This is a genomic window from Stenotrophomonas sp. ZAC14A_NAIMI4_1, assembly GCF_003086915.1.
Classification (GTDB): Bacteria; Pseudomonadota; Gammaproteobacteria; order Xanthomonadales; family Xanthomonadaceae; genus Stenotrophomonas.
In genome coordinates, this window is the sequence record NZ_CP026002.1 from 1,871,135 (window position 1) to 1,896,965 (window position 25,831).

The 25,831-nt window shown below is 64.6% G+C and carries 21 protein-coding genes; 10 read left to right on the top strand and 11 right to left on the bottom strand.

Annotation, left to right across the window (positions count from 1 at the left end; all coding sequences use genetic code 11):
* Positions 1 to 97: 97 nt before the first annotated feature.
* The 6 genes from C1926_RS08605 to C1926_RS08625 form a co-directional block, all read right to left on the bottom strand.
* The gene (locus C1926_RS08605) at positions 98 to 541 is read right to left on the bottom strand and encodes a fimbrial protein (protein ID WP_159095055.1); all 444 of its coding nucleotides are present in this window, start codon (positions 539 to 541) and stop codon (positions 98 to 100) included.
* The gene (locus C1926_RS21440; protein ID WP_216822049.1) at positions 525 to 779 is read right to left on the bottom strand and encodes a hypothetical protein; all 255 of its coding nucleotides are present in this window, start codon (positions 777 to 779) and stop codon (positions 525 to 527) included. The genes C1926_RS08605 and C1926_RS21440 overlap by 17 nt, the downstream gene beginning before the upstream one ends.
* The gene (locus C1926_RS08610) at positions 779 to 1,792 is read right to left on the bottom strand and encodes a fimbrial protein (RefSeq protein ID WP_108758895.1); all 1,014 of its coding nucleotides are present in this window, start codon (positions 1,790 to 1,792) and stop codon (positions 779 to 781) included. The genes C1926_RS21440 and C1926_RS08610 overlap by 1 nt, the downstream gene beginning before the upstream one ends.
* Positions 1,789 to 2,292, bottom strand: a complete 504-nt coding sequence (locus tag C1926_RS08615) for a fimbrial protein (protein ID WP_108758896.1) — start codon at positions 2,290 to 2,292, stop codon at positions 1,789 to 1,791. Before C1926_RS08615 ends, C1926_RS08610 begins: the two co-directional genes overlap by 4 nt.
* A 79-nt stretch (positions 2,293 to 2,371) precedes the next feature.
* A complete protein-coding gene (locus C1926_RS08620) occupies positions 2,372 to 2,884 on the bottom strand; it encodes a fimbrial protein (RefSeq protein WP_108758897.1) in 513 nt (170 codons plus the stop codon).
* Complete coding sequence (locus tag C1926_RS08625; RefSeq protein ID WP_254057387.1) at positions 2,881 to 5,349, bottom strand: fimbria/pilus outer membrane usher protein; 2,469 nt, start codon at positions 5,347 to 5,349, stop codon at positions 2,881 to 2,883. Before C1926_RS08625 ends, C1926_RS08620 begins: the two co-directional genes overlap by 4 nt.
* 406 nt (positions 5,350 to 5,755) lie before the next feature.
* On the opposite strand from C1926_RS08625, the gene C1926_RS08630 reads away from it, so the two are divergent.
* The 4 genes from C1926_RS08630 to C1926_RS08645 all read left to right on the top strand — a co-directional run bounded on the left by C1926_RS08630 (position 5,756) and on the right by C1926_RS08645 (position 9,019).
* Complete coding sequence (locus C1926_RS08630; RefSeq protein WP_159095057.1) at positions 5,756 to 6,268, top strand: fimbrial protein; 513 nt, start codon at positions 5,756 to 5,758, stop codon at positions 6,266 to 6,268.
* 51 nt (positions 6,269 to 6,319) lie between these two features.
* Positions 6,320 to 7,033 carry a fimbria/pilus periplasmic chaperone gene (locus C1926_RS08635; protein WP_108758899.1) on the top strand — a complete coding sequence of 238 codons (714 nt, stop codon included), beginning with the start codon at positions 6,320 to 6,322 and terminating at the stop codon, positions 7,031 to 7,033.
* 275 nt (positions 7,034 to 7,308) lie between these two features.
* Positions 7,309 to 7,680 (top strand): DUF805 domain-containing protein, encoded by a 372-nt coding sequence (locus tag C1926_RS08640; protein ID WP_108758900.1) that lies wholly within the window; start codon positions 7,309 to 7,311, stop codon positions 7,678 to 7,680.
* Positions 7,681 to 7,855: 175 nt separating this feature from the next.
* Positions 7,856 to 9,019 carry a lytic polysaccharide monooxygenase gene (locus tag C1926_RS08645; protein WP_108758901.1) on the top strand — a complete coding sequence of 388 codons (1,164 nt, stop codon included), beginning with the start codon at positions 7,856 to 7,858 and terminating at the stop codon, positions 9,017 to 9,019.
* A gap of 581 nt (positions 9,020 to 9,600) precedes the next feature.
* On the opposite strand, the gene C1926_RS08650 is transcribed toward C1926_RS08645, so the two are convergent.
* The gene (locus C1926_RS08650; protein WP_108758902.1) at positions 9,601 to 10,560 is read right to left on the bottom strand and encodes a hypothetical protein; all 960 of its coding nucleotides are present in this window, start codon (positions 10,558 to 10,560) and stop codon (positions 9,601 to 9,603) included.
* Between the two features lie 347 nt (positions 10,561 to 10,907).
* Here C1926_RS08650 and C1926_RS08655 point away from each other — a divergent pair, with 347 nt between their 5' ends.
* From C1926_RS08655 to C1926_RS08680, 6 genes are all read left to right on the top strand, one after another.
* The gene (locus C1926_RS08655; protein ID WP_108758903.1) at positions 10,908 to 11,411 is read left to right on the top strand and encodes a CS1 type fimbrial major subunit; all 504 of its coding nucleotides are present in this window, start codon (positions 10,908 to 10,910) and stop codon (positions 11,409 to 11,411) included.
* A gap of 53 nt (positions 11,412 to 11,464) precedes the next feature.
* Positions 11,465 to 14,197 (top strand): TcfC E-set like domain-containing protein, encoded by a 2,733-nt coding sequence (locus C1926_RS08660; RefSeq protein WP_108758904.1) that lies wholly within the window; start codon positions 11,465 to 11,467, stop codon positions 14,195 to 14,197.
* On the top strand, positions 14,194 to 15,336 hold the full coding sequence (locus C1926_RS08665) for a CfaE/CblD family pilus tip adhesin (protein WP_254057388.1): 1,143 nt from the start codon (positions 14,194 to 14,196) through the stop codon (positions 15,334 to 15,336). Before C1926_RS08660 ends, C1926_RS08665 begins: the two co-directional genes overlap by 4 nt.
* Positions 15,337 to 15,353: 17 nt before the next feature.
* The gene (locus tag C1926_RS08670; RefSeq protein ID WP_108758905.1) at positions 15,354 to 16,061 is read left to right on the top strand and encodes a pilus assembly protein; all 708 of its coding nucleotides are present in this window, start codon (positions 15,354 to 15,356) and stop codon (positions 16,059 to 16,061) included.
* Between the two features lie 68 nt (positions 16,062 to 16,129).
* Positions 16,130 to 20,071, top strand: a complete 3,942-nt coding sequence (locus tag C1926_RS08675; protein ID WP_108758906.1) for an ESPR-type extended signal peptide-containing protein — start codon at positions 16,130 to 16,132, stop codon at positions 20,069 to 20,071.
* A 392-nt stretch (positions 20,072 to 20,463) separates the two neighbouring features.
* Complete coding sequence (locus C1926_RS08680) at positions 20,464 to 21,300, top strand: lysozyme inhibitor LprI family protein (RefSeq protein ID WP_159095058.1); 837 nt, start codon at positions 20,464 to 20,466, stop codon at positions 21,298 to 21,300.
* A 62-nt stretch (positions 21,301 to 21,362) separates the two neighbouring features.
* On the opposite strand, the gene C1926_RS08685 is transcribed toward C1926_RS08680, so the two are convergent.
* From C1926_RS08685 to glmS, 4 genes are all read right to left on the bottom strand, one after another.
* The gene (locus C1926_RS08685) at positions 21,363 to 21,839 is read right to left on the bottom strand and encodes a nuclear transport factor 2 family protein (protein WP_108758908.1); all 477 of its coding nucleotides are present in this window, start codon (positions 21,837 to 21,839) and stop codon (positions 21,363 to 21,365) included.
* Between the two features lie 62 nt (positions 21,840 to 21,901).
* Positions 21,902 to 22,471 (bottom strand): TetR family transcriptional regulator, encoded by a 570-nt coding sequence (locus C1926_RS08690; protein ID WP_108758909.1) that lies wholly within the window; start codon positions 22,469 to 22,471, stop codon positions 21,902 to 21,904.
* 52 nt (positions 22,472 to 22,523) lie between these two features.
* On the bottom strand, positions 22,524 to 23,717 hold the full coding sequence (locus C1926_RS08695; RefSeq protein WP_108758910.1) for a GAF domain-containing sensor histidine kinase: 1,194 nt from the start codon (positions 23,715 to 23,717) through the stop codon (positions 22,524 to 22,526).
* 157 nt (positions 23,718 to 23,874) lie between these two features.
* A complete protein-coding gene (gene glmS / locus C1926_RS08700) occupies positions 23,875 to 25,713 on the bottom strand; it encodes a glutamine--fructose-6-phosphate transaminase (isomerizing) (protein ID WP_108758911.1) in 1,839 nt (612 codons plus the stop codon).
* Positions 25,714 to 25,831: the final 118 nt, after the last annotated feature.

Sequence of the window (25,831 nt, forward strand, 5' to 3'; positions counted from 1 at the left end):
CGCACCGTGCCCCTGCAGTTCCCATACGAAAAGTTTTAAAAGCCGCTGGGCCGAGTACCCGGTTCAGCCGGCAGTCGGCCGCTGCCCCTCAGCACTCTTAACGGTACGTCGCCTCGATCACCGCCTGGCCTTCCACCACACCGCTGTGGAAGGTACCGGCTTCGCGGCAATAGCGCGCCGACAGCGCGATGTCCTGGTTGCCCGTCTGGCTCTGCACGATGGACCAGGTCTGGCCCAGCACCACCGGGGTGCCCTCGCGCAGCAGCTGCACGCGCACGCTGCCCGCCGTGGCGTTTCTGGTGGGTGTCAGGCGGCTGCCGGTGTTGCCCGACGCGTTGGCGTCGGTCAGTTTCATCGTCACCGGGAACTGGCCGTTGCAGTTCATGGCCACCTTGAAACCGCTCAGGCCGGCGGTTCGGTCCGCGGCGGGCAGATCGGCGGCAGACACATCCCGCAGGGTAGGTATTTTTTTTACCAGATGGGGAAACTGCGGCGCCACATGGATGATCGTCCCAAGTGATTGATCAGTCACGCCGCGCATGTCGCTGCCGCGGAACCGCCGCGGTGGCGACATACGACCACTGGGTGTTGCTGTTGATGTTCAACCCGCCGATGGAAGAGACCGCACGAATATCGAACGGCTGTGTGCGCGCAGGCTGGCCCGGACTGGATGAAGCAGCGACATGCCGGAAGATGAGGAGCGGAGACTGCGGTTGGCCGCGCAGCACGAAAGCAGGAAATGACCGGCCGTCCACGCTGACCAGAGGATCATGAGCCATCATCGATAATCCGCCGTCAATACCGCCTGGCCTTCCACCGCGCCGATCTTGAAGGCGCCGGGCACTCGCGTATAGCGCGCCTGCAGATCGATGTTCTGTGCGCCGGCGCTGGATGCACCATGGTTCCACTGCTGCCCCAGCGCCACCGGCACCCCATTGCGCAGCAACTCGACTTGCACACCCTCCGCCGTGGCATTGGCCGTGGGCTTCAACAGGCTTCCGGTTGCCGTGGGCGCGTTCGCATCGGTCAGGGTCAGTTTGACCGGCACGCCTGCGGCATCGCATTGCAGCTTCACCTGGAACGCCTGCTCGCTGCTACTGCTGCCCGCGGCCCCCAGCACGTCAGCCGAGACGTCGGTCAGACTGAAGCCGGCATGGTTGAGGCTGCAGGTCGGATTGCGGAGCCGCAGATTGACGCGGATGGGATGCTGCATGACAAGTGACGGGAAGTCCCGCAGCCACGTGGTCCCCGTTCCAAGACTCGCTGAGGTTGTCTGCATCGGGCCACCACGCGAGACAACCGCGACAGTGAACGTGGAGTTGATCGCATCGTTGGCTCCCCGTCGAAGCCCTTCGATGCTTGCGCGCGTTCCGATGGTCAGCGGCGTGTGGTGGAACCCCGAGCCGCCACTCCCGCCGCCCGGATATCCCGAGTGCCTGAAGATCAGCAGCGGCGACGTTGGGCTGACTTGATAGGTCACATAGGTTTCTCCCTCGTAGTTCACGGTCCCGACCGCGGTCAACCCTGTAAAGCTCGGGTTGATCTCCATCGGCAGCGCATCCTGTGTGCATCCAAGTACCTGTGCAATGTTCACCGAAGCGAAACCAAGCCATCCGGTCAGGACAACTCCCGGCGCGGGGTCATTGAGCACCTCGTGGTCGATGTCGAGATTGGCGCTCTGACCAAGGCCGGTGCACGCCATCGCCCCGCCTGCGCTGGCGAGCAACAGCGCGCAAAGCGCAGCCCGTGCAGCTGGTATCGTGATGCCGCGCGGCGCGTTTGCGCGCGTCATTTGTAATCCGCCGTCACAGTGATCTGCGTGCTGACATCACCCGCCTTCAGCAGCGTGCCGGCCTTGCGGTAGTAGCCGGTGCGCATGTCCAGTCTGCCGGCGGCTGCACCGTTGATGGTGACGGCCTTCGTGGCGCCCTTCTTCAGGAAGACGTTGCCAGTGGTGCCATCCAGCAACGCTACGGCCACACCGGTCGCACCGCCAGTGCTCAGGTTCTGCCAATGCCCATCCTGGGTGGCGTCGGCGGTGCCGTCGAAGGTCAGCTCGACGCTGGTCACGCCCAGGCAGCCGGTGAAGTTCAGCACGGCCGGTTTCAGGCCGTGCTCCCCGCCCGTGCCCAGGTCGACCGCGTCTATCTCGTCCAGGGCTACCGGCACGTTGGCCATGGTGCAGGTACCGGGCAACACCTTGCCGATCACATCGATGGTGGCCGAATCGGCGCGGGCCTGGCCCATGGTGGCGAGCATCAGCATCGCCAGAACACTATGTTGGGTTTTCATCGGGACGTTCCAAGGATTGAAGATGGAAATTCATTGGCCGGAGCGGGAGTGAGTGGGTCGAGTACTACCCAGCCATGGCTCATCGGTAATCAGCAATGACGGTGATCTGCGTACTGACATCCCCTGGTGTCGGTACCGTTCCGGGCCAGTGGGAGTAACTGGTTCGCATGTCCAAGCGGCCAGCGGCGGCACCACCGATGGTGACCACCCTCTTCATGCCCCTGGTCAACGTTGTGTTGCCGCTGGTGCCCTCCAGCAACAGGACGGCCACATTGGTGGCGCCACCGACGGCCAGGTTCTTCCACTGGCCGTTCTGCGTCGGGTCGGCCGTACCGTCAAAGGTCACCTCGACGCTGCTCACGCCCACGCAGCCGGTGAAATGCAGCACCACCGGCTTCTGATAGCCAAGGTTCACGGAACCGGGTACCAGGTCATTGAGCGGGATGTTGTCCAGCGTGACGGCCACGTTCGGCGTGACGGTGCAGGTACCCGGCAGCACGTTGCCGGTAAAGGTGAGGATGGCCGAATCGGCGCTGGCCTGCCCGGCAGCGGCGAGCAGCAGCACAGCAGAAAGGAGGTGCTGGGCTTTCATTGGGAAGCTCCGGTCGTTGAATCGGAAACATCGTCTGCCTGCGCTGCCGGCGGCAGCGCCACGCAACGCGCCTGCGACCAGTACTGGCCCTGTGCATCAGCTGCCTCGGGCATGGCGTACTGCAGGCGGCAGGCCATGCCGTCTTCGGTCTGCACGTGCACGAAGCCGGTCGCCTCCAGCCCGCGCAGGGCCAGCACACCGCCCTGCCCCACCTGGCCCAGCGTGCGGCCATCGGCGTGCACGATCTGCGCGCCATAGGGCAGCGGGGTGCCATCGGCATCGCTGGCATCGATCAGCCACAGCCGTTCATTGCGCGACTGGAAGCTGACCTTGACGATGCTGCCGGCGCTGGGCGCCACGCGCTGCGAGCTGGCCTGCACTTCCACATCCAGCGGCAGGTGGGCGGTGTCCAGGTTGATCTGGTTCCAGCGGTACGGGCTGGTATAGGGCAGCACGGCGTAGCCATTGCCGGCCACGGTGACGTTGCGACCGCTGCCCACCGTGGCGCCCTGTGCACCCTGTGCGTCCACCAGCGCGAAGCTGTCGCCCAACGCGGGGCCGAAGTTGATGCCGCCACGGTGCAGCACTACGCTGCCGGTGGCGCCTGCATTGAAGCTGCTGCTGCCGTTGGCATGGCTGTAGCCAGCGCTGAGATCGGTGCGGCTGCCCTGGTAGCTGGCATAGGTGTTGTAGCCGCTGCCGCCCTGGCCGCGGTTGCCCGACAGGCTGTAGGACAACGCACGGCCCTCGCCCAGGTTGCCGTTGATGCCCAGCTGCTGCTGGCTGCCCAGGCGGCTGTCGTTGTAGGTGGCCGTGGCGCGCGGCGCGTTGCTGGTGCGGCCCAGCGGCAGGCTGAGCATGAATGACAGCCGCGTGTCTGGCGCGCCGCTGGCCATGCGGTAGCGCGTGGCGGACACCGTGTAGTTGGCGCTTCGGTAGCTGCTGTGGAAGCCCAGCTGCAGATCGTTGTGCTTGCCGGCGCGGTTCCAGTAGGTCACATGACCACCGGCCAGGTACAGCTGGCCACGCGTGCCCACGCGCTGCGAGAAATTCATCTGGAAGCGCTGGCGCGTACGCATGACGAACGCATCTGCGGCCTGCGGCCGGTCGAACGACAGCTGCGAAACATCGGTAAGGGTGAGGAAGCCTTCGGTGCTGTACCGGTACGCAGCCAGGCCCAGGTTGGTACCGGTGCGCGCCACGCTGCGCTGATAGTTCAGCCGGTAGCTGCGGCCCGACTGCGCGGGCAGGCCGGGCACGTTTGCGCGCGCATGGGTGACGTCGGCACCGATGGCACCAAACGGCGTGTTGAACGCTGCGCCAGCCAGACCCGCCTGATAGTGCTCGGCCACCTGCACGCCGCCCAACAGGGTCACACGGTTACTGACGCCGCGCGCATAGGTGCCTTCGGTGAAGCGCAGCGCCTGTTGGTACAGGCCCGTGTTGCGAAGCTCACCGGCGGTGATGCTGAAGCGCTGGCTGCCTTCGCGCAGCGCCTGCGGCACGGCCGAGAAGGCGACGGTAAAGCGTTCCTCGCGGCCATCGGCCTCGGTGACGGCCACTTCCAGATCGCCGCTGCCGGCGTTGGGGTAGAGATCGTCGATGGCGAACGGGCCGGGCGCCACGGTGGTTTCGTACAGCACCGCGCCGTTCTGGCGGATGGTGACGCGCGCATTGCCCTGCGCCACGCCGCGCACCACAGGCGCATAGCCACGCAGCGAATCTGGCAGCATGCGTTCATCGGTGGCCACGCGCACACCGGTGAAACCGACGCTGTCGAACAGTTCGCCACCGGTGTTGCTCTGGCCCAGGGTGAACTGGCTGTTCCAGCGCGGCAGGTCGCGCTGCAGGTAGCTGTTGAGCGTATTGAAGTGCGTGCCTTGCGCGTTGTGGCTGATGGAACTGCGATGGCGCAGCCGCCACGCGCCCAGGTTCACACCACTGGTGATACCGGCGTAGCTGTTCTGCTGGCCTTGGCTGCGGTAGTGGTTGACGGTGTAGCCGAAGAACGCGGCGGTGATGCCGTGGTCGCGCAGTTCTGGTGCAACGAAGCCACGTGCCTGGCGTTGCAGCGCCACGTGCGGCAGCGAAATATCCAGGCGCAGCTGGCTGTCGTCGTAGGTGACACGCGCACCGTCGATCACGGCCTGCAGATCGACGCACTGCGGGTTGTCGGCCGCCTCCACGGCTTCGCGTGCGGCGTCGCTCAGGCCCAGCGAAAGCAGCAGCTGCGCAGGCACGCAGGGCGTTGCCACATAGGGCGTATCGGATTCGACAAGCTCGATATCATCGCGGCGGACGAACTCGCCGTTGAGATGGATATCGACGTTGTAGTGACCGGGTTCCACCGGATTGCCCACGCTGAAGCGCGCAAGGTTGTTACTGCCGAAGCCGGTAGCGAATCCCTCACTGAATTCCACTTCGCCGCCCGGACGCGCATGCGCAGGCAGCGCGCCCACAAACATCAGTGTGGTGCTGATGGCCACAGCCAGTGCGGTATGGCGCAGCGAACACTGCGTAGCGCTTTGACAGGGAGAGAAACACAGGCGCATGGCGTCGGCGCGGCCGCAGTGCAGCCCCGGTAGTGATGGGAGGCGTGCAGCGTAGGCGGCGGGCGCCTTTTGGAACATGCAAGTTGTTGCAAAGTTGCGCGTTTTCTGCAGCGGAACCTGTGTTTTGCAACATGTTGCATGGATGGCTTGGCAACGCTGGCGGATGATGCGCCGGTGCGAGAACCCAGAGGGACGTAGAACCACGCGCCGATTCCTGGATCGCAAGCCGGCATCGCCCTTGAACCCGCACGCCTTGCTGCTGTCGCCACGTTGGCTACTGCTGCATTCCCGTTCCCTATCATCTAGAGAAGAGCACACCGTGAAGAACCTGAAGACCCCGATGGCACTGGCCATCCTGCTGGCCGCCGCCCCGGCCGTGAATGCGGCTGATCTGACCATTTCCGGTGAGATCGTCGAGACCACCTGCATCGCCACCATCAATGGCGGCGTTGCCGTGGCGATGGGCAAGATGGATCTGGAAGACCTGAAGGGTGCCGAACGTATCGGCCGTCGCGACCTGGACGTGGCCGTGGCCTGCCCGGGCGCCGCCGGCTCGCATGATGTGGCAGTGAAGTTCAGCGGCTCGTCCACGGCCGATGGCGCACTGGCACTTACCGCCGCCAGCGCCGCTGAAGGTGTGGCGTACAAGATCTATGACAGCACCGATACGCTGCTGAAAATCAACAACGCCCCGACCCAGTTCGTCAACGTGACCGATACCGTACCGGCGACCCTCAAGCACAGCGTCTGGTACACCAAGACCGGTGCCGCTGCTGACCTGGTGGCCGGCTCGGCCAATGCCACCGCGCAGATGGACATCGTCTACAAGTAAGCGCCCCCGCCCGGCGGCGTGCTGTCGGGCGGTTTTTCCGAGGACACTCCCATGAACATTCGCGCATACGCATTGATGCTGGCACTGGGTTGCGCAGGCACCGCACTGCCCGCCGCCGCGGCGGTGACCCTGCAGGGCACTCGCGTGGTCTACGACGGCAGCAAGGGTGCGGTAACGGTGAACGCCAACAACCGCGGCGACAAGGTCGCCCTGGCCCAGGTGTGGCTGGACGATGGCGACGCCAGTGCCAAGGCCGGCAGCCAGAAGCTGCCGTTTGTGCTGACACCGACCACGCGCCGCATCGAGGCCGGGCACGCGCAGGCGTTCCGGCTGACGTATGCGCCAATGGCCGGGGCCGCGCTGCCCGCCGACCGCGAGTCGCTGCTGTACTTCAACCTGCTGGACATTCCGCCCAAGCCCGAAGCGGTGGAAGGCCAGAATCTGCTGCAGTTCGCCATCCGCACGCGGGTAAAGCTGTTCTATCGCCCGGCTGGCCTGCCGGGCCATGCACGTGATGCAGCGGCTGCGCTGCAATGGCGTGCCGAAGGGCAAGCATTGCAGGTGTACAACCCGAGCGCCTACCACGTGACGCTGAGCGGGCTGACGCTGCCCGATGGCAAGGTGATCGAGGTGGACATGGTGGCACCGGGCGAGCGCTTGAACCTGCCGCTGCCGTCGGGTGCATCCGTGCCAGGAAGCCTGAAATTCCAGTGGCTGGACGACTACGGCACCGCACGCGATGCCGAGGCGAAAGTCACGCATTGAGCCCACGCGGTAGGTGTCGACCGTTGGTCGACACGCCCAGCACCCCGGTAGGTGTCGACCGTTGGTCGACACGCCCAGCACCACCGGTAGGTGTCGACCGTTGGTCGACACGCCCAGCACCCCGGTAGGTGTCGACCGTTGGTCGACACGCGGTTCCGCACGGAGCCGACCACGGGCTCGGCTCTACATATTCTCGCGCTGCAATTGCAATAAATTGCATGGAGATCATTCGCCCACACGGCGATAGTGCGCGCTTCTTTCTGGAGAGCGTACCGATGCACAAGATGATGATCCCCCTTACCCGCTACGCGCAGTTCAGCGGACGTGCCAGCCGCAGTGAATACTGGTGGTTCCAGTTGTTCATCCTGATCGTGTTCATGCCGCTGCATGTGCTGAGCTTCATTGCCGGCTATACCGGCTCGGAGGCACTGGCATGGGTATCGATGGGCCTGGGCGTGGTGGTGTGGCTGGCGATCCTGGTACCGCTGGTTTCGGTCACCGTGCGCCGCCTGCATGACACCGACCGTTCCGGCTGGTGGTACCTGCTGCTGCTCGTACCGTTTGCGAACCTTGCGGTGCTGGTGTTCATGCTGCTACCAAGCACCCCGGGTGACAACCGCTTCGGCGCGCCCGTCCCGCACGTTTAACCTCGCTCTGGTAGACACGCCCTTCTCTGGTGGGTGTCGACCGTTGGTCGACACTCTCTTCTGCGCACTGCATTCCATTCCAGAAAACAGCCTGAAACTATCCAAGTAGTTGCATGGCAACCGCAGACACACGCATCGACACTCATGGGGTTCCACCACCCACAGGAGATTCTCCATGCGTCACTCCCATCGGGCAGCACTCGCGCTGGCCATCCTCGGCAGCGTAGCCGCCTCCGGCACCGCGTTCGCCCACGGCACCCTGTCCAAGCCGTCCAGCCGCGTCTACTCCTGCTACCAGGGCAACCCGGAAAACCCGACCAACCCGGCCTGTGCCGCGGCAAAGGCCATCGGCGGTGCACAGCCCTTCTATGACTGGGCAGGCATCAACCAAGCGGCCGCCAACGGTAACCACCAGGCCGTCGTGCCCGATGGCGAGCTGTGCAGCGGCGGCAACAGCAAGTACCGCGGCCTGGACCTGAACCGCAGCGACTGGCAGACCACGCCCATCCGTGGCGATGCGCGCGGCCGCTACACCTTCGAGTACAAGGCACCTGCCCCGCACGCCACCCGCGACTGGAAGTTCTATGTCACCCGCGAGGGCTGGCAGCCGGGCAGCCCGCTGCGCTGGGGGGACCTGGAAGAATTCTGCACGCTCGGCAACGTGCCGCTCTCCGGCGATGTCTACAAGCTGGATTGCCCGCTGCCCAAGCGCACCGGCCAGCACGTGATCTACAACACCTGGCAGCGCTCGGATTCCGCCGAGGCCTTCTACACCTGCGCCGATGTCCGCTTTGAAGGCGGTGGCGGCGTGAACCCGCCCCCGCAGTGGCAGGATGCCGGCCCGGTCACCGCGCGTGGAGCGCTGGAGGTGGGCACCACCCTGAGCCTGCGCGTGTTCAATGCCAACGGCAACGATGTGGAACGCCCGGAGATCACCCTGGTGGCGGGCCAGACCGGTGCCACGCAGTGGCCATTGGCGCTGGCCCGCAAGGTCAATGCCAGTGCCCGCCACGCGCGCGTCGGCGTGCTGCAGAACGGCGTGATCACGCCGGTGGCATCGGCCACCGAGAACCGCGTGTACCTGACGCCGGGCCATCGCTTCCAGCTCGATACCCGCGTGCCGGATCCCGATCCGATTGATCCGCCGCCGGGCGACTACGACTTCGTCTACCCCGCCGGGCTTGGCAGCTATATCCCCGGCCAGACGGTGGTGAAGGGAACCGATGGCAAGCTGTACGCCTGCCGCCCGTTCCCGGAGGGCGCCTGGTGCAACATCAACGCAGAGCCCTACCGCCCGGGCACCGGCTCGGCCTGGCGGGATGCCTGGATCGAGTACTGATTCACCCTGCGAAGGCGGCCACTAGCCGCCTTCGTTGTATCAAGGTAGATCCACGCCGTGCGTGGATACTGCCCGGAGCGGCTCATCCACGCGTGGCGTGGATCTACTGAACCGACGCCTGTATCCAACTGCCCTGGTAGATCCACGCCGTGCGTGGATACTGTCCGGGGCGGCTCATCCACGCGTGGCGTGGATCTACTGAACCGACGCCTGTATCCAACTGCCCTGGTAGATCCACGCCGTGCGTGGATGCTGGTCGGGATGGCTCATCCACGCGTGGCGTGGATCTACTGAACCGACGCCTGTATCCAACTGCCCTGGTAGATCCACGCCGTGCGTGGATGCTGTTCGGGATGGCTCATCCACGCGTGGCGTGGATCTACTGAACCGATGCCTGCATCCAACTGCCTTGGTAGATCCACGCTGTGCGTGGATGCTGTTCGGGATGGCTCATCCACGCGTGGCGTGGATCTACTGTATAGACGCCTGTATCCAGGTGCCTGGGGGCTATTCGGGGGTTCATCCACGCATGGCGTGGATCTACCGGGGAACCGGTTTCCAGCCGCCTTGGTAGATCCAGCTCAATCCTTGAAACGAACCGAAGCGGCCATCGTGTCCACGGCTTCTTCCACTTCGGGGCCGCTGCCGGCGGGGAGAATGGCGATCATGCGAACAAAGCGATCACCTGGCCACAGCGCGAGGTAATGCCGGTAGCGGCTTCCTTCGGGCGCAATGCCGTCAACGCGGTAGCCCCGGATACCGGCAAAGCCCACCTCGCTGCGGGATACCACGGTGCCACCCTTGATCTTGACCGTGCCCGCGATCAACTGATTGGAAACCTCATCCAGATCATCCGAACTGAAAGGCAGCGAAAGCTGGGACGCGACAACCACCAACGGCTGCGTGCCCTCAGGGTCGGTATCCAGCGCGCCGGCAGTGAAGATCACTGACGAGCCCGCCAGCGTGTCGATCCTCCGGAACGGTGACGCTGCGCTGACAGTGAAAGGCAGTTCAGCGACCTTCTCCTCCGGCGTTGCCGGCTGCCGCAACGTGACCGATGCCAGGACACGCATGGCCTCCTTGTGGGTCAGTTTGCGATCGGCCGTTGCCTGGAGGGTCACCAGCACCGTCGGCGACCCTCTGAAGAAGGCCACCCACTTATCAAAGGTGTAGCCATGCGCGGTCTGGCTGCCAACGGCGACAGGAACAGCCTGCCCACCGACCGTGAGCAGCTCCAGGCGATCCACGCGTACGCCTTGGGTGGCGAAGCGCTCGCGCGCCGTGGCTTCGTCAGCAAACAGCGCACCAACGTCATCGCTGGCCTGGGCCGGCAGCTCCGCAATCAGAATGCTGGAACGCCCGTCCTCACTGACAAAGCCTGAGTAGTTGGGCGCCAACTCAAACCCAGGCGGTGGCGACAGGCTGACGACCGAACCGGGCACCGCCACTACCGGTTGCGCAGCCGGTGCGCATGCGCTGCCGAAAAGCGGAAGCAGTGCGACGAGGGCGCATCGTGCGATGCGCCTGAGACGAGTAAACATCGGAGTTCTCCTGTGATGCAGCCGTATTGACCGGCTAGGTTCACAGGCAAGCAGTGCTGTAGCAATGCAATAACTTGCAGTTCCAGAACGTACAGGGCACAGAGATAATCGAACACGCCGCACAGTGCGCGTACAAGACGTTTCAAATTCCGCATGCGCGATAATCCACGCTGCAGGAAGAAACCAACAATGCATTCAAATATCTGAATGTTTGCATGGCTTTCCATTTGATCGGCTCCTAACATTCTCTCCGTCGCCACGCACCCTCACGCGGGCGACGCCCCTTCTTTGCGCTTCCACAGCAGGACGGGAACCATTCCAATCATTGTCCGAGAGAGACAACCTCCATGCACGCCATTATCAAGAAGGCCGCGCTCGCTGCAGCGCTGGCCACCGTATCGTCGTCCGCGTTTGCCATCGACACCAACATCACCCTCTACGCGAATGTGGACGCCACGCTTGCGTTCCAGAAGGAAGACGGCAGCGCCCTGGATGACATCGTCACCCTGACCTACCAGCCGGGCGGCCGCGGCCTCAGCCCGTGGCGCGAGAACACCCGCATCTTCTCCAACGACGAAACCAAGGACATCGAAGTCGCCCTCGGCAGCGATGTGGAGCTGATCCCGAACGTGGGCAGCCCGTCGGCAAAGCGCGTCCCGATGACCGTCAGCCTGAACAACATGAAGCTGACCACGACCGCGCAGGACCTGCTGGCAACCCAGATTTTCGACGGTGCCATTACCGGCCGTTCGATCGTGCTGCCGCTGGTCATCGAACAGACTACCGCCGGCGATCTGGCATCGGCCCAGTACCAGGGCATGGCCACCATCGTGATGCGCCAGAAGCCGTAAGCACCACCCGCCGGCCCGCAATCGCGGGCCGGCCCTAATTCGATTGCCACTGCATGAACATTCCCGCCCCCGCCGTTACCCGGCTGGCGATGGCGCTCGCCCTCGCGCTGGCCCCCGCGCTATGCGAAGCGCGTACCGTCCCCGCCGGTTTCGAAGATCTGGTTGAAGGCCAGACCGAGCAGCTGGACATCAGCCTGTTTGGCCAGTCGGCCGGGTTGTCACCGGTGCGGGTCACGCTGGATGACGTGCAGCTGCTGGACCCGCAGCGTGTCGCCGAAGCCCTGGGGCTGACTACCGAAGCGCAGGCCGCCCTCCTTCCCGCGCTCTCACAGCCGATGCCGCGCAACAGCCATCTGGCCTGCCGCTACGGCGGCGCTGCGGCGGGGTGCGGCTACATGGCACCGCCCGAGGAACCCGCTGCCGTACGCGCGCTCTACGACGAGGGTGAGGGCACGGTGCGCCTGTTCGTGGCCCGCCAATGGATTCCCGGTGAAGTGCGCGAGCCGCACCGCTTCCACACAGTCACCCCCAACGCCGAGAACGCATGGCTGCACCGGCAGACCTTCAACATGAGCGGCGGCCGCGACTACCAGTCGTTGAGCGCACAGGGCGCAGGCACGCTGGGCGTGTTCGCGCGTGGCCACCTGGCAGGCGAGTGGAACTACAACCGCCAGCAGTATCGCCATGGTGGCAGCCGTGATGACTTCCAGCTGGACAGCGCGTACTACCGGCACGACCTCGGCCAGGAGCACTACGTGCAGGCCGGCCTGATGGACCGCCGCAACCTGTCCAGCACGCAGGGCGGCACCTTCGCCTTCGGCATGCTGCCGCTGGACCGCTTCCGCGGCGTGCGTTTCGGCACCACCTACGCCTACGTGGATGCCGACGGCGCCGTGCAGGCGTCACCGCTGACCGTGCTGCTGGCGCGCGACGCACGCGTGGATGCCTTCGATGGCGAGCGTCTGTTGCAGACCTTCTACCTGCAGGCGGGCGTCAACCAGCTCGACACCCGCAACTTCCCGATGGGCAGCTACAACGTCACCCTGCGCGTGTACGAGGACGGCATCCTGGTGCGCAGCGAGGACGCGCCGTTCGACAAGGGCGGCGACTGGACCGACAGCCGCATGCAGTGGTTCGTGCAGCTGGGCCAGCGCGATGAGCGCCGCAGCACCACCTTCGACAGCGACCAGGCCCTGCACGCGGGCGTGCGCGTGCCGGTAGTGCGCGATATGGCCGTCACTGCGGGCATGGCTGACATTGCCGGCTTCACCTATGGCGAAGTGCGGCTGGATGTGCGCCGCCAGTTCACTACCCAGGATGTGCGCGGCGCCTTCAGCGTGCTGCGCGGTAGTGACGGCAGCAGCGGCCAGCAGCACCAGCTGTCCTACCGCCGTACGGCGGCGTGGAACGTCTACCAGCAACGCATGCGTGGCAATGCCTGCCGCTTCCAGGACGATGCACGCGACCGGCTGGGCTGCAGCGATTCGCTCAGCGCGTCGATGTCGCTGCCGCTTGCCGGCGGCAGTGCCTACGTGGGCTATACCCGCCGCCAGACCTGGCGGCCCGCACGCGAACTACCCGGCTTTGGCGATGACCCCCTGGACGGGCTGCTGCCGTGGCTGCCGCCCGACCCGCTGCGCCCACAGCGCGAAGCACAGCGCAGCCGCACCTGGCAGGCCAGCTACAGCCGTACCCACCGCTGGGGCGAATTCACCGTGTCCACCCGCACGGGCGTGTGGCAGCAGCGCAACGACGCCGCTGTGGGTGCAGCGGCAACGCGCGACCGCGGCGTATTCCTCAGCCTCAGCCTGAGCCGGCTGCAGCAGGGCGAACGCGGCAGCTCGCAGCGCCGCTATGCGGTGGATGCACGCCAGCCCGAACACCAGCGCCCCGACGTGACCTACAGCGTGGCGCAGAGCCTGCGCCAGGACGTGGACGCCAACTACCGCGAAGTGAATGGCGAGCTTCGCGCCACCAACAATGAACGCTACAGCGCCTCGCTGGGCGCGCAGCTGCAGAGCAAGGTGGGCCAGACCGGCGCGACGCTGGCCGGGTACCGCCAGCCGGGCCGCAACACGTATTCCTACAGTGCCAACCACGCCTCCAGCTTTGCTCTGAGCCGGCGTGGGCTGTACTGGGGCGGCGGCGCCACCGCCGATGCCGGCCTGGCCGTGCAGGTGGATGACACCGACGACCTGGACCTGAGCGGCCTGGCCGCCGAGCTTCAGGTGGGCGGCGCTCGCCGCCAGCGACTGAAGCTGGGCGAGCGCCGCTTGATGCCGCTGCAGGCCTACCAGAGCCACCGTGCCGAGCTGCAGGACGCCAGCTCGCTGGAAGGCATCGCCTCGGTACGGGTAACCGGTGCTTCGGGCATGCGGCCGCTGTTCCTCTCGCCGGGCCGGCTGGTTCGCATGCCGGTGCCCATCGAGGTGACCTACACCTTCATCGGCAGCGCACGCGATGTGGCCGGCCTGCCACTGGGCGGCGCCCGCATTCTCAATGCGCCGGTGCCAAGCACCAGCGCCAATGGCGGCTTCGTGGCCGAGTTCCCCCGCTTTGAGAAGACGCTGTACCTGCTGCAGAACGACCACCTGCTGCAGTGCCCACTGGAGATACGCGAGCGCCGCAGCGTGGTGCTGCTGGTAGGCGCGGTGCAGTGCGAACCGCTTGCCGTGGCGCTGCTGCCGCCAGAGATACGCCAGCAGGCCCGCGTGACCCGTCTGCTGCAGGAACAGGCACTGATTGCTGTTGTACCCCAGACCGCTGCTGCAGGAGAGACGCCATGAGCCGGCGCGTGTTGTTTGTATGGATGCTGGTGTGTGCGCTGGCGGTGGTGGTGCCGAAGGCGTGGGCGCAGAGGCCGCCGCAGATGGAACCGCCCAGCGGGGTGATTACCCAGGATGTGGTGGTGAGCTGGGATCGCTCTGCGATTCCGGCGGACATCGAGGTGTGGCCGCGAAGGACGCTGATCGCCCACGATCACCTTGACCCGTCGAAGCAGTATGGCGCGTTGTACTTTACGTGCCCGTCCGCGAGTGACTCGGCAAAGGGGCGGTGCCCTGTGGAGGATACACACTCGGCCACCTACGGCATTCCCAGTGATGTGCCCTTGGTGTTCTTGGAGCAACGCAGCGGCTATCGCACTGATGTTTCCATTTCTGTATCCATCAATCGTATCGATCCCGCAGTGTCGTGCAATGCGGATTACTGGCATTCCAACGTCCAGACAGCCCACTCGTCTGACGGAAAAACCTGTCTTGGTACGCCTATTGTTGGGACGGGAAGTGCTATTGCGCTCGATAGCACTTCGCTGCGCAAACTCACCGCCGGGCACTGGAAAGGCACTCTCGAACTCCGTCTGCGCCGCCCGCCTTCCGAGCACCTAGCCACCTATATCTTCAACTTCGATTTCACGATCACCGACTACGACGCGGTCGCGATCTACCTGCCCGGATTCGAGAACGGCAACGCCAACGTCAATATGGACCTCCGCTACGATCCGCGTAACGGAGACATCGCCGGCAGCAAAGACCTCGACATGTGCCTGTACGACGGCCTGGGTTCGCAGAGCGAGTACCTCGGTGTCACGGTGCGGGACACAGGCTCACGGCCCAGCGTCGGCGACGACTACTCCCTCTGGCACCGCGATGCGACCGGTGATGACCGCGAGCGCGTGAGCTTCAACGTCTGGCTGAACTACGCCGGCAGCAAGCGCCGCATGCGCAACGGCGTGGAAGAGCAGCTGCTGGGCGTCGACAAGACCGCACTGCGGCTGGTCAAGCTGCCCAAGCTGGACCAGCCCGTCTACTGCGTCCCCACGCCCATCACGCTGGAAACGCCGTCCTTCACAGCCAGCAGCAAGCGCGAAGGCGTCTACACCGGTGAGTTGAAGGTGGAACTGCGCGTGCCCACCGCCCGGCCTTGATTCCCACGGAGATCCTCATGAACAAGTTCGTCTACCTGTTGCTGCCGGTAGCGCTGCTACTTGCAGCGCCAGCCCACGCCAATCTGACCGTGCACCCCATGCGCTCGTCGGTGGAAGGCAAGCGCAGCACGCAGATCCGCGTGTACTCGCAGTCCACCCAGGCGCAGTACGTGCAGGCCACGCTACGCCGTATCGACAACCCTGCCAGCGCCAACGAGCAGGAAAGCGAAGTTGAGCCGCACGAGGCCGCCATCGCCGTGACGCCTGGCAAGTTCGCATTGGCTGGCGGCGGCAACCGCCTGATACGCGTCATTCCGCTGCAGCCGGTTGAGAAAGAAACTGCTTACCGCGTGTACTTCGAGGGTGTACGCGGACCAGAAGAAACCACGATTGAAGGTGAACCCGGCTCGCAGGCAAATGTAGGGGTCAGCCTGGTATGGGGCGCACTGGTCAACGTGCTGCCCGCCGATGGCGAGGTGGCGCTGCAGCTGCAGGGCAACACTCTGCTCAACACCGGCAGCCTGCGCGTGGGCATTACCAGCGTGGCCGAGTGCACGCGCGCGGGTGCCTGCACGGCCCATGACATCACCCACAGCCTGTACCCGGATGCCGCACTGGAACTGCCCTTCCAGCCCAAGCCGGGCAACAGCCTGCAGCTGCGCTATCGCCTCACCCGCGACGGCTACCGCGAGCACGTGCAGACCGTCTCCGCGTCGGCAGGCTGATCCCCGTCCATTTCCTGGCCCGTGCACGCGCGCTGGGCACTCTTTCCCCGTGTTGTTAAGGAGCTTCAATGAACCGCATCTATCGACGTATCTGGAATGCCACCCGGCGCTGCTGGGTGGTGGCCAGTGAACTGAGTTCGCCGCGTGGAAAGCCGGCCCGGACGCGGGTGCTGATGTCAGCATTCCTGTTGGCCGCAGCCAGCACGGCCTCGGCTGCCAATCATGCGGATGACACTGAAGCCTCCAAAGAAGAGCCAAAGCGCCTGGAGGTACAGAAAGAGCGCATCGTGCTGATGTCGGCTTCTCCCTTGAATGCAATGGCCTCTGCAATCGCGCCGCGCGGATTGAACTACCAGATGGCGATCGTCACCAGTGGCAACTACGCCGATGCAGTGGTCAGCGGCCAAGACACGCTCGCGCTGGGTTCACGCGCGCGGATCAGTGGCACCGAATCCACCGCAGTGGGAAACTACGCTGTGACCAGTGGTGGCTACGCCACCGCGTTCGGGCACGATGCTCAGGCCACCGGCAGCCATAGCACAGCGGTGGGTCGGTCTTCGCGTGCCACCGTCAAAGGTGCAGTAGCACTCGGCCAGAATGCGCAGGCAAGATCGGAGAATGCAATCGCCATCGGTAGCGGTTCGTATGCCGATGACACGAATTCTGTTGCAATTGGCGCGAACTCTTTGAGCTCCGGTTCCAATACGGTTTCAGTAGGCAGGAGCGGGGGTGAGCGTCGGATTACAAATGTACGCGAAGGCAGCAACGGCACCGATGCGGTGAACGTCAATCAGCTCGCCAACACCAATCGGAATGTTGCCACGGCGCAGGCCACGGCCAACACAGCGAAAAGCAACGCTGACAGTGCACTCTCGAAAGCCAACACGCTTTCGACGTTGCTCAGCCAGACGGCCAGCAACGGCAACGTCCGCATCGGCGCCAGCAATAGTGGTTCGCTGCTCGACATTCGCAACAGCAGTGGTTACGCGCGCAAGATCACCGGGGTTGCCGAGGGAACGATTGGTTCAAGCAGCACAGACGCGGTCAATGGTACGCAGTTGAACCGGGTTCAGAACAGCGCTTCCGACGCCAGGAACCTGGCCAGTTCTGCGCAGGCATCCGCGAACACCGCGCAGACCACGGCCGATAGTGCCAAGACCAATGCCGATAGCGCGCTTGGCAAGGCCAACACGCTCTCGACGCTGCTAAGCCAGACGGCCAGCAACGGTAACGTCCGCATCGGCGGTGGCAACAGTGGCACGACCCTTGACGTTCGCAACAGTGGCAACAGCAACCGCCAGATCACAGGCGTGGCCAAGGGCAAGGTCGATTCCACCAGCACTGACGCGGTGAACGGCCAACAGCTGAACGACACCCATGGTGTCGCTTCGAGCGCTGCGGCTTCCGCCAAGGCGGCAATGAGCAAGGCAGAGGCCACAGCCAGTCAACTGAGCAGCGCTACGCTCGCGATTGGCCAGAGCGCGAACGCCAGCGCGACTTACGGCACTGCTGTCGGTGGCAACGCCAGCGCGGGTGATTACGCCGTGGCCGTTGGCAACGAAGCGCAGGCCAAGGAAATGTACTCAACGGCATTGGGCCGTTCCGCGAATGCAGGATCAAGGGCCGCGACTGCACTGGGCAACAGTAGCGCCGCGGGTGGATCAGGCAGCACGGCCATCGGCTACATAGCCAAATCCGCAGGCACCAATGCGGTCAGCCTTGGCTATGACGCTAAAGGCACGGGCGCGTACTCTTCGGCGCTGGGCGCATCTGCCAGCGCCACGCATAGCCGATCGGTTGCGCTGGGTAGTGGTTCGGAGACCACTGGTATTGATCAGGTGTCCGTGGGTAATGCCACCGTGCAGCGAAAGATCGTCAACATGGCAGATGGCCTGGTCGAATCGGGCAGCATGGAGGCGGTGACGGGAAACCAGCTGTTCGAGACTCACAACACGGCCGTTAGCGCAAAGACTGCTGCGGATGCCGCACTGGGCCAGGTAAAGGCCTCGACCTATCTTACAGCGCACGGAGTCGTGGGTAACGACACCAACAAAGCGCAGGCGACGGGAGCCGGTGCACTGGCCAGTGGCATCTACACCGAGGCAAAGGGCAGTTCGGCTTTGGCGATGGGCAACTCGGCCAAGGCGCTGGCCAACAATGCGATTGCGCTGGGCGCAGGCGCTTCCGCGCGCCATGCGGGCTCGATCGCGCTGGGTTCCGGCTCGCAGACCACCGCTGAGGATCAGGTCTCCGTGGGCAGTGCCAGCAAGGGGCGCAAGATCGTCAACGTCGCCAAGGGTGACGTGTCCGATACCAGCAGCGAGGCGGTGACCGGCGCACAGCTGTTCGCTACCGACGAGATGGCCCGTGGTGCCGAAACCCTGGCGCAGGGCGCGGCAAAGGCCGCGGACAATGCAGTGGCCAAGGTAACTGTGCTGGAGGGGCTGGTGCGAGAGGATGGACCGTCGGGCAGTGTTCGCCTGGGTGGAAACAATTCCGGTTCCGTGCTGGATGTTCGTAACAAGAGTGATGGCAAGCGGAAGATCACTGGGGTTGCGGAAGGCGCGCTTGTTGCTGGTAGCACCGATGCTGTGACGGGCGGGCAGCTGGCCGCAACCAACGCGAGCGTGGCTGGCGCGGAGACGTTGATTGCTGATATTGCGGCGCGCGTTGAGGCTGCATCAAGGCATGTTGCTGTGGGTACACCTATCGATGATGAAAAGGCGCAGGCGGGACGTCTTGGAATTGCCATGGGCGACTCTGCAGTGGCTGCGCCCACCAAGGATGGAGCCGTAGCGCTTGGAAGCTATTCGCGTGCACTGGGTGAGAACTCTGTTGCACTGGGCCGCGCTTCTTGGGTTCACGACAGTGCCACCGATGGCTTTGCACTTGGTGTTCGGGCTGTGGTCGAGGAGCGTGGCGGGCTAGCGCTTGGTGCCGGTAGTGCGGTGAGAAAGACTGCGCTGAATGCCGTCGCTATTGGTGAAGGATCTGTCGCAACAGAGAGCCGTACAGCATCATTTGGCGATGGCGCACTGCAGCGCCGTCTGACTAACCTCGCCCGCGGTACCGCCGACCACAACGCCACCACCGTCGGCCAGTTGAACGACACCCTCGCCACCCTCGGCGGCGGCGCGAAGATGGACGCTACTGGCAACGTGACCGCTCCCACCTACACCGTGCAGAACACCCGTCAGCACACCGTGGGCGATGCGCTCACCGTCCTCGATGGCGCGGTGGTGCGCGCTTCCTCCCGCATGGACCGCGTCGAAGGCCAGCTCCGCTCCGTCTTCCAGGACACCCCCGCCGCCCGCGCCGATGGTCTCAACCAGCTCACCCTGGCCGGTGCCAACGGCATGATTCTCTCCAACGTGGGTAACGGCCTGATTGCGGCCGGCAGCCGCGATGCGGTCAACGGTGGCCAGCTGCATTCCATGCAGCAGCAGCTCAACGGCCGCATGGATGGCCTGGAACAGCGCATCGACGGCCAGCCGCAGTCGCGGTTGATGGCTCTGGCTTCTGACGATGCGGGCACGCCTGCCTCCACGCCGGTGGTTGAGGAGCCCACCTCATCCGCCAGCAACGACGACAAGCTCGCCGCCAACACCGGCAACACCCCGAAGTCCTCGCCGCAGCCCAAGGCAGAGGCGCCGGAATCGCCGAAGCCGCAGGTCGATACCGCCGAGCTGGAAAAGATGCTGGCCCGCGCCAACGACTACAGCGATGGCATCGCCCGTGAAGTGGATGCGCGCCTGAACAAGATGGACAAGCGCTTCAACCGCATGGCGGCGATGAGCAGCGCGCAGACCGCGATGGCGATGAACACCGCCGGCCTGGCCACGTACAACCGCCTGGGTGCGGGCGTGGGCTATGCCGAGGGCGAATCGGCGATGGCGGTGGGCTACCAGCGCGTGCTGAACGAGAAGGGCTCGGCCACTTTCAGCCTCAATGGCGCCTTCACCAACAGTGGTGAGCGCAGCATGGGCGTGGGTGTGGGTATCGGCTGGTAAGCCGTGATGCCCCGGCGTGGTGTGCGGGTGACCGTGCGCTGCGCCGGGGCGCTTTGCCTGGCGTCGGGGCTTCTTGGCGCCCCGGCGCTGACAGTGCGACGTGATCAACGGCGCATTTTGTCGTCTTCAACACGGAACCTCACAGCTCGCCCAGAGCGCCGTGCTGGCAGCTCCAACGCGACTGAGCCTTTGCCTGTGCACCGCAGCGTCGCGCAGCGCCCAACCGTGGTTGCTGGCCAGTGGCAGCCAGATGCTGCTTCACGCAAGGTGGTACGGCTTGTCATCAGCACAGCGCTCCACCAGACGCAGCTCAGGCAAGTGCTACCGCAGGATGCGCCATTCCGCGCCAGGACGGTCTTTCAGGGCGTACGTCAGTGCGCCGGCGATTCCGCTTGAAGAAGATCAGCAACCCGACCATGAAAACCCCCACGTTCCTCCTGGCTATCACCCTCGCAGGCTCTGCCCTTTCCACCGGATGCACCGCGACGAGCGAAACACCCCGCGAAGTCTCGTGCAGTCGCGAAGACGTGGTCGTTGCAGCGATGGAGACGATTCGTCGCACGGCCAGTGGCTATACCTACAGCGACTACATCTATCCACCGCGAAAGCTCGACAACAGGCCTTTCGCGGCGTACACGGACCAGCTTGCGGGTATTCCGATCTCGCTGGACCACATTGAGACAACAGAGAGTGGCAGCTCAGGTCCGTTCCGCAGCGGAAACCCACTTCGATGCCAGGCAACGCTGGCCATTGAGATCCCCGCGGAAGTCGCTGAGGTAATGAAGCGGAGCCAGTACCAGAAGATGCGCGTCCTGGACAACGGCAAGGGGCGGTTTGGCGGGAGCCGAATCTACTTTGAGAATTTCGCGTACAAGATCCACGAGACTGACGACGGCTCGATCAAGGCAGACCTTTCCAGCTTCAATGGCGCGTGGTCGCTGCATGTCATCACAACACTCGCCGTCACAGGCCGCCACCTGGTACTGGAGGAAGTGCTCAAGCGCTACCGCGCTGAAGATGCCGAGCTCAACACACTCTGGAAGAAGCTGCCGAAGGATGAGCAGGCAAGCGAGCTTGACGCGCAGCGAAGCTGGATCCGTTCAAAGACAGATCGATGCGGCCCCATCAACACCCGGCCAGAGGATGAGAACGACTCATTCGAGCGCATCGATGCCATCGAATGCCACATCAGTATGACGACGGCGCGGATCTTCGAAGTCCGCAGGTAGGTGCGGTCGAATGAATGCCCCCCGCCGGTGCGTGGCCGGGGGCTTTCAACGGCCAACCACCCTCACATACCCAGGTCGGACAGCCCCGGATGATCATCCGGGCGACGCCCCAGCGGCCAATGGAACCTGCGCTCGCTCTCCTTGATCGGCATGTCGTTGATGCACGAGAACCGGCGCTCCATCAGGCCGTCGGCACCAAACTCCCAGTTCTCGTTGCCATAGGAACGGAACCAGTTGCCAGAGTCGTCATGCCATTCATAGGCGTAGCGCACGGCAATGCGGTTTTCGGTAAACGCCCACAGCTCCTTGATCAGGCGGTACTCAAGCTCTTTCTTCCACTTGCGCGCAAGGAACTGGCGGGCTTCTTCGCGGCCGCTGGTGAATTCGGCACGGTTGCGCCACTGGGTATCGAGCGAATAGGCGAGCGAGACGTTGTCGGCATCGCGGGAGTTCCAGCCGTCTTCGGCCAGGCGGACTTTCTGGGTCGCCGATTCAAGAGTGAACGGAGGAAGCGGCGGACGGGACTGTTCAGCGGGCACGGTGGGGCCTCCAACGGGGATGGATACACGGGTTACTTCAGCGGATGGGAGTTGCCCGGGCGTTATCGCCGGGACTGTTTCAACAAGACCTGCGCCACGTCCCTGGCAGTGTCTGCAGCGTCGTAGTCGCCCATGACGCGCGATACGGTGATGGCACCTTCCATGAGAACCAGCAACTGCCGCGCCAGGGCGGCTGGCTGCTCGATACCCAGTTGCCCGGTAAGTTCCAGCGTGTAATCGAGCAGCTTCTGTTTGTGGTGCCTGGCAATCCGGCGGATGGGATCATCGGGGTTGCCGACCTCGCCTGCGGTGTTGATGAACGCGCAGCCGCGGTAATCCTCGGATTCAAACCAGCCCTTGAGCACGGTGAACATGCGCAGGATGCGCGCTTCGGCGCTGTCGGCCTGTTCGCACTCGTGCCTGAACCAGGCAAGCCAACGCACGTCGCGCGCGCTCAATGCCTCGGCGGCGACCTGGTCCTTGTTCTCGAAATGGCGGTAGATGCTCTTGCGCGCCACGCCGGAGGTCTTCACCAGAAGATCCATGCCGGTGGCATGGATGCCGTTCTGGTAGATCAGGGCCTCGGCGGTCGCCAGGATCTTCTGCTTGGTGTCGTTGGTGATGGTGTCCACGACGCCAAGGTAGAACGATCGTTCTCCCCTGTCAAGGAGTGTGCATCGACCTTCAGGGGAGCTTCGCGGTGGGCATCTGGAAGGTGAACCGGGTGCCGCCACTTTCGCTGGACGCCACGGTCAACGTGCCACCGTGAGACTTGGCAATCTCCGAAGCGATGTAGATACCCAGGCCGAGCCCTGGACGGGGCAGCTCGCCCTTCTCGCGTGAGAACGGGCTGAAGATGGCGCCCAATCTGTCAGACGGGATGCAGCCCGCGTTGTGCACATCCAGCTGGAAAAGATCGGCGGTGCTGTGCGCGCTCAGCGTGATGGGTGCCGAGCGGCCGCCGTGCTGCGCCGCATTGGTCAGCAGGTTGGCCAGCAGCTGCGCAAGCCGCTTGGAATCGCAGACCATGCTGCCTCCAATCTGCATGTGCACATCAATGTCCTTGCGCCCGCTGGCAATCGCCACTTCCTGCACCACCCGCTCGAGGTCTGCCTGCAACGTATGGCAGTGCTGCAGCGAGATCGGAATGCCGCCGCCCAGGCGCCCCCTGGCGAAATCAAGCACATCATTGATCAGGCCATCCATCCGCGTGACGCCGGCTGTGATGTGGGCAAGCATCTGCTGCTGGCGCCCCGTTGCCTCCGTTTCCAGCGAATCCGCTGCCATGCTGATGGCCTGCAACGGGCTGCGAAGATCGTGCCCGAGTACGGCAATGAACTGGTCGCGCAGATCGGAGACACGCTGTGCATCGGAAAGCGCCGTTGCTGCTTCCGCCAGGCGATCTTCCGTGTCGAGATAATTACCGACGAGTTCGGCCAGCAGTTCCATTGATCGTTGCACGTGCGCTTCGTCGAAGCTGCCCGGCGATGAGTCGATGGCGCAGAGCGTGCCGAAGAAGCGCCCATCCGGCCGGTGGATGGGCACGGAGGCGTAGCTCTCCAGCCCGTAGATGCGCGGCGTGTGGTGCGTGGAATACAGCGGGTGCGCGCTGGCGTGCTTGAATACGACGGAGGTGGATGACTGCCTGATCTCGTCGCAGATGGTGGTTTCCAGCACCAGCTGCCCGCCCGGCACCAGCCCGAAGCCCAGGGTGTCCAGGGTGGCGCAGGCCGTCCAGGTAGTCTCGTTTACGCGGGCAATGGCGGTGAACCGCGAGCCGGTGATATGCGCAACGGTTTCCAGGATGCGCGGTACCGACTGGATCCGCCCGATCTCGGCAATGTCGTTCAGGAGATCGGGGTCTGTCAGGGTGGGCATGCGCGGGCCATGGGTGGGGTGCCGCATCATCCCATGAAACCCGGGTGCGGGCCGGGTGACGGTTGACGTCAGGCCCATCCAAACCTGAAGGGTGTCTCCGCCGGGCTTGGCCCGGCGCTACCGGCAGCCCCCCGCATCGCGGGGGACCCTCCCGCCCTTATTCCACCGTAACGCTCTTGGCCAGGTTGCGCGGCTTGTCCACATCAGTGCCGCGCGCCAGCGCGGTGTGGTAGGCCAGCAGCTGCACCGGAATGGTGTGCGCGATCGGGCTGAGCACGCCGGCGTGGCGCGGGGTGCGGATGACATGCACGCCTTCGGACTCGCTGAAATTGCTGTCCTGGTCGGCAAACACGAACAGCTCGCCGCCGCGGGCGCGCACTTCCTGCATGTTCGACTTCACCTTTTCCAGCAGGCTGTCGTTGGGCGCGATCACCACCACCGGCATGTCCTCGTCCACCAGCGCCAGCGGGCCGTGCTTCAGTTCACCGGCCGGGTAGGCCTCGGCGTGGATGTACGAGATTTCCTTGAGCTTGAGCGCGCCTTCCAGCGCGATCGGGTAGTGCAGGCCACGGCCCAGGAACAGCGCGCTGCTCTTGCGCGCGAAGCGCTCGGCCCAGGCGGCAATCTGCGGTTCCATGTTCAGCGCGTGCTGCACGCTGCCCGGCAGGAAGCGCAGCTGCTCCAGGTAATCGGCTTCCTGGGCGGCATCGACGCGGCCGTGCAGCTTGCCCAGCACCACGGTCAGCTGGAACAGCGCGGCCAGCTGGGTGGTGAAGGCCTTGGTCGAGGCCACGCCGATCTCGGCGCCGGCACGGGTGTAGCAGACCAGTTCGCTGGCACGCGGGATCGCGCTTTCCGGCACGTTGCAGATCGACAGCGTGTGCTTGTGGCCCAGCGACTTGGCGTACTTCAGCGCTTCCATCGTATCCAGCGTTTCGCCGGACTGGGAAATGGTCACGATCAGGTGCTTGGGGTTGGCGTACGCCGCGCGGTAGCGGTACTCGCTGGCGATTTCCACGCTGCACGGCAGGCCGGCGATGGATTCGATCCAGTAGCGCGCGGTCAGGCCGGAGTAGTAGCTGGTGCCGCAGGCCAGGATCTGCACGCCTTCGATGCCGGCCAGCACGGCCTCGGCATTCTTGCCGAACAGCTCGGCCGGGAAACCACCGGCGTCGATGGCCGCTTCGATGGTGTCGCCCAGCGCGCGCGGCTGCTCGTGGATTTCCTTCTGCATGAAGTGGCGGTACGGGCCCAGCTCCAGCGAGGCCAGCGAGACGTCGGACAGGTGCACGTCACGCTCGACCGGCTGGTCGTGCTCGTCGAACACCTGCACGCCGTCGCGGCGCACGTCGGCGGTGTCGCCCTCTTCCAGGAAGATGACCTTGCGGGTGGCCGAGATCACCGCCGAGACATCGGAAGCAACGAAGTTCTCGCCTTCGCCCAGGCCCACCAGCAGCGGGCAGCCCATGCGTGCGCAGACGAAATGGTCCGGCTCGGCACGGCTGACCACGGCCAGCGCGTAGGCACCGGTCAGTTCCTTCACCGTGCGCTGCAGCGCGCCCAGCAGGCTGTCGCCGCCCTTCAGGTGGTGGTGCATGAGGTGGGCGATCACTTCGGTGTCGGTCTGCGACTCGAAGGTGTAGCCCAGCGCGCGCAGCTTCTCGCGCTGTTCTTCATGGTTTTCGATGATGCCGTTGTGCACCAGCGCCACGCCGGCACTGATGTGCGGGTGCGCGTTGGCCTCGGTCACCCCGCCATGGGTGGCCCAGCGGGTATGGCCGATGCCCAGCTGCGAATGGAAGCCTTCGGCTTCGGCGGCGGTGGCCATTTCCGAGACCCGGCCGGTACGGCGCACGCGGCGCACGTCGGCGCGCTCTGCGCGGTCGATCACCGCGATGCCGGAGGAATCGTAGCCGCGATACTCCAGCCGCTTCAGTCCTTCGATCAGCACCGGCACCACATCGCGATCAGCGATCGCACCCACGATTCCACACATGTCGCGCTTTTCCTTGAAGACGGTCGCCGCATTCTAGCGTGGGTGCCCGTGCCGTCCCTCCTGTCCGCTTAATGAAAGTGTCCGCAGCAGTGTCCGCGGACACCCGGACACGCGAAAC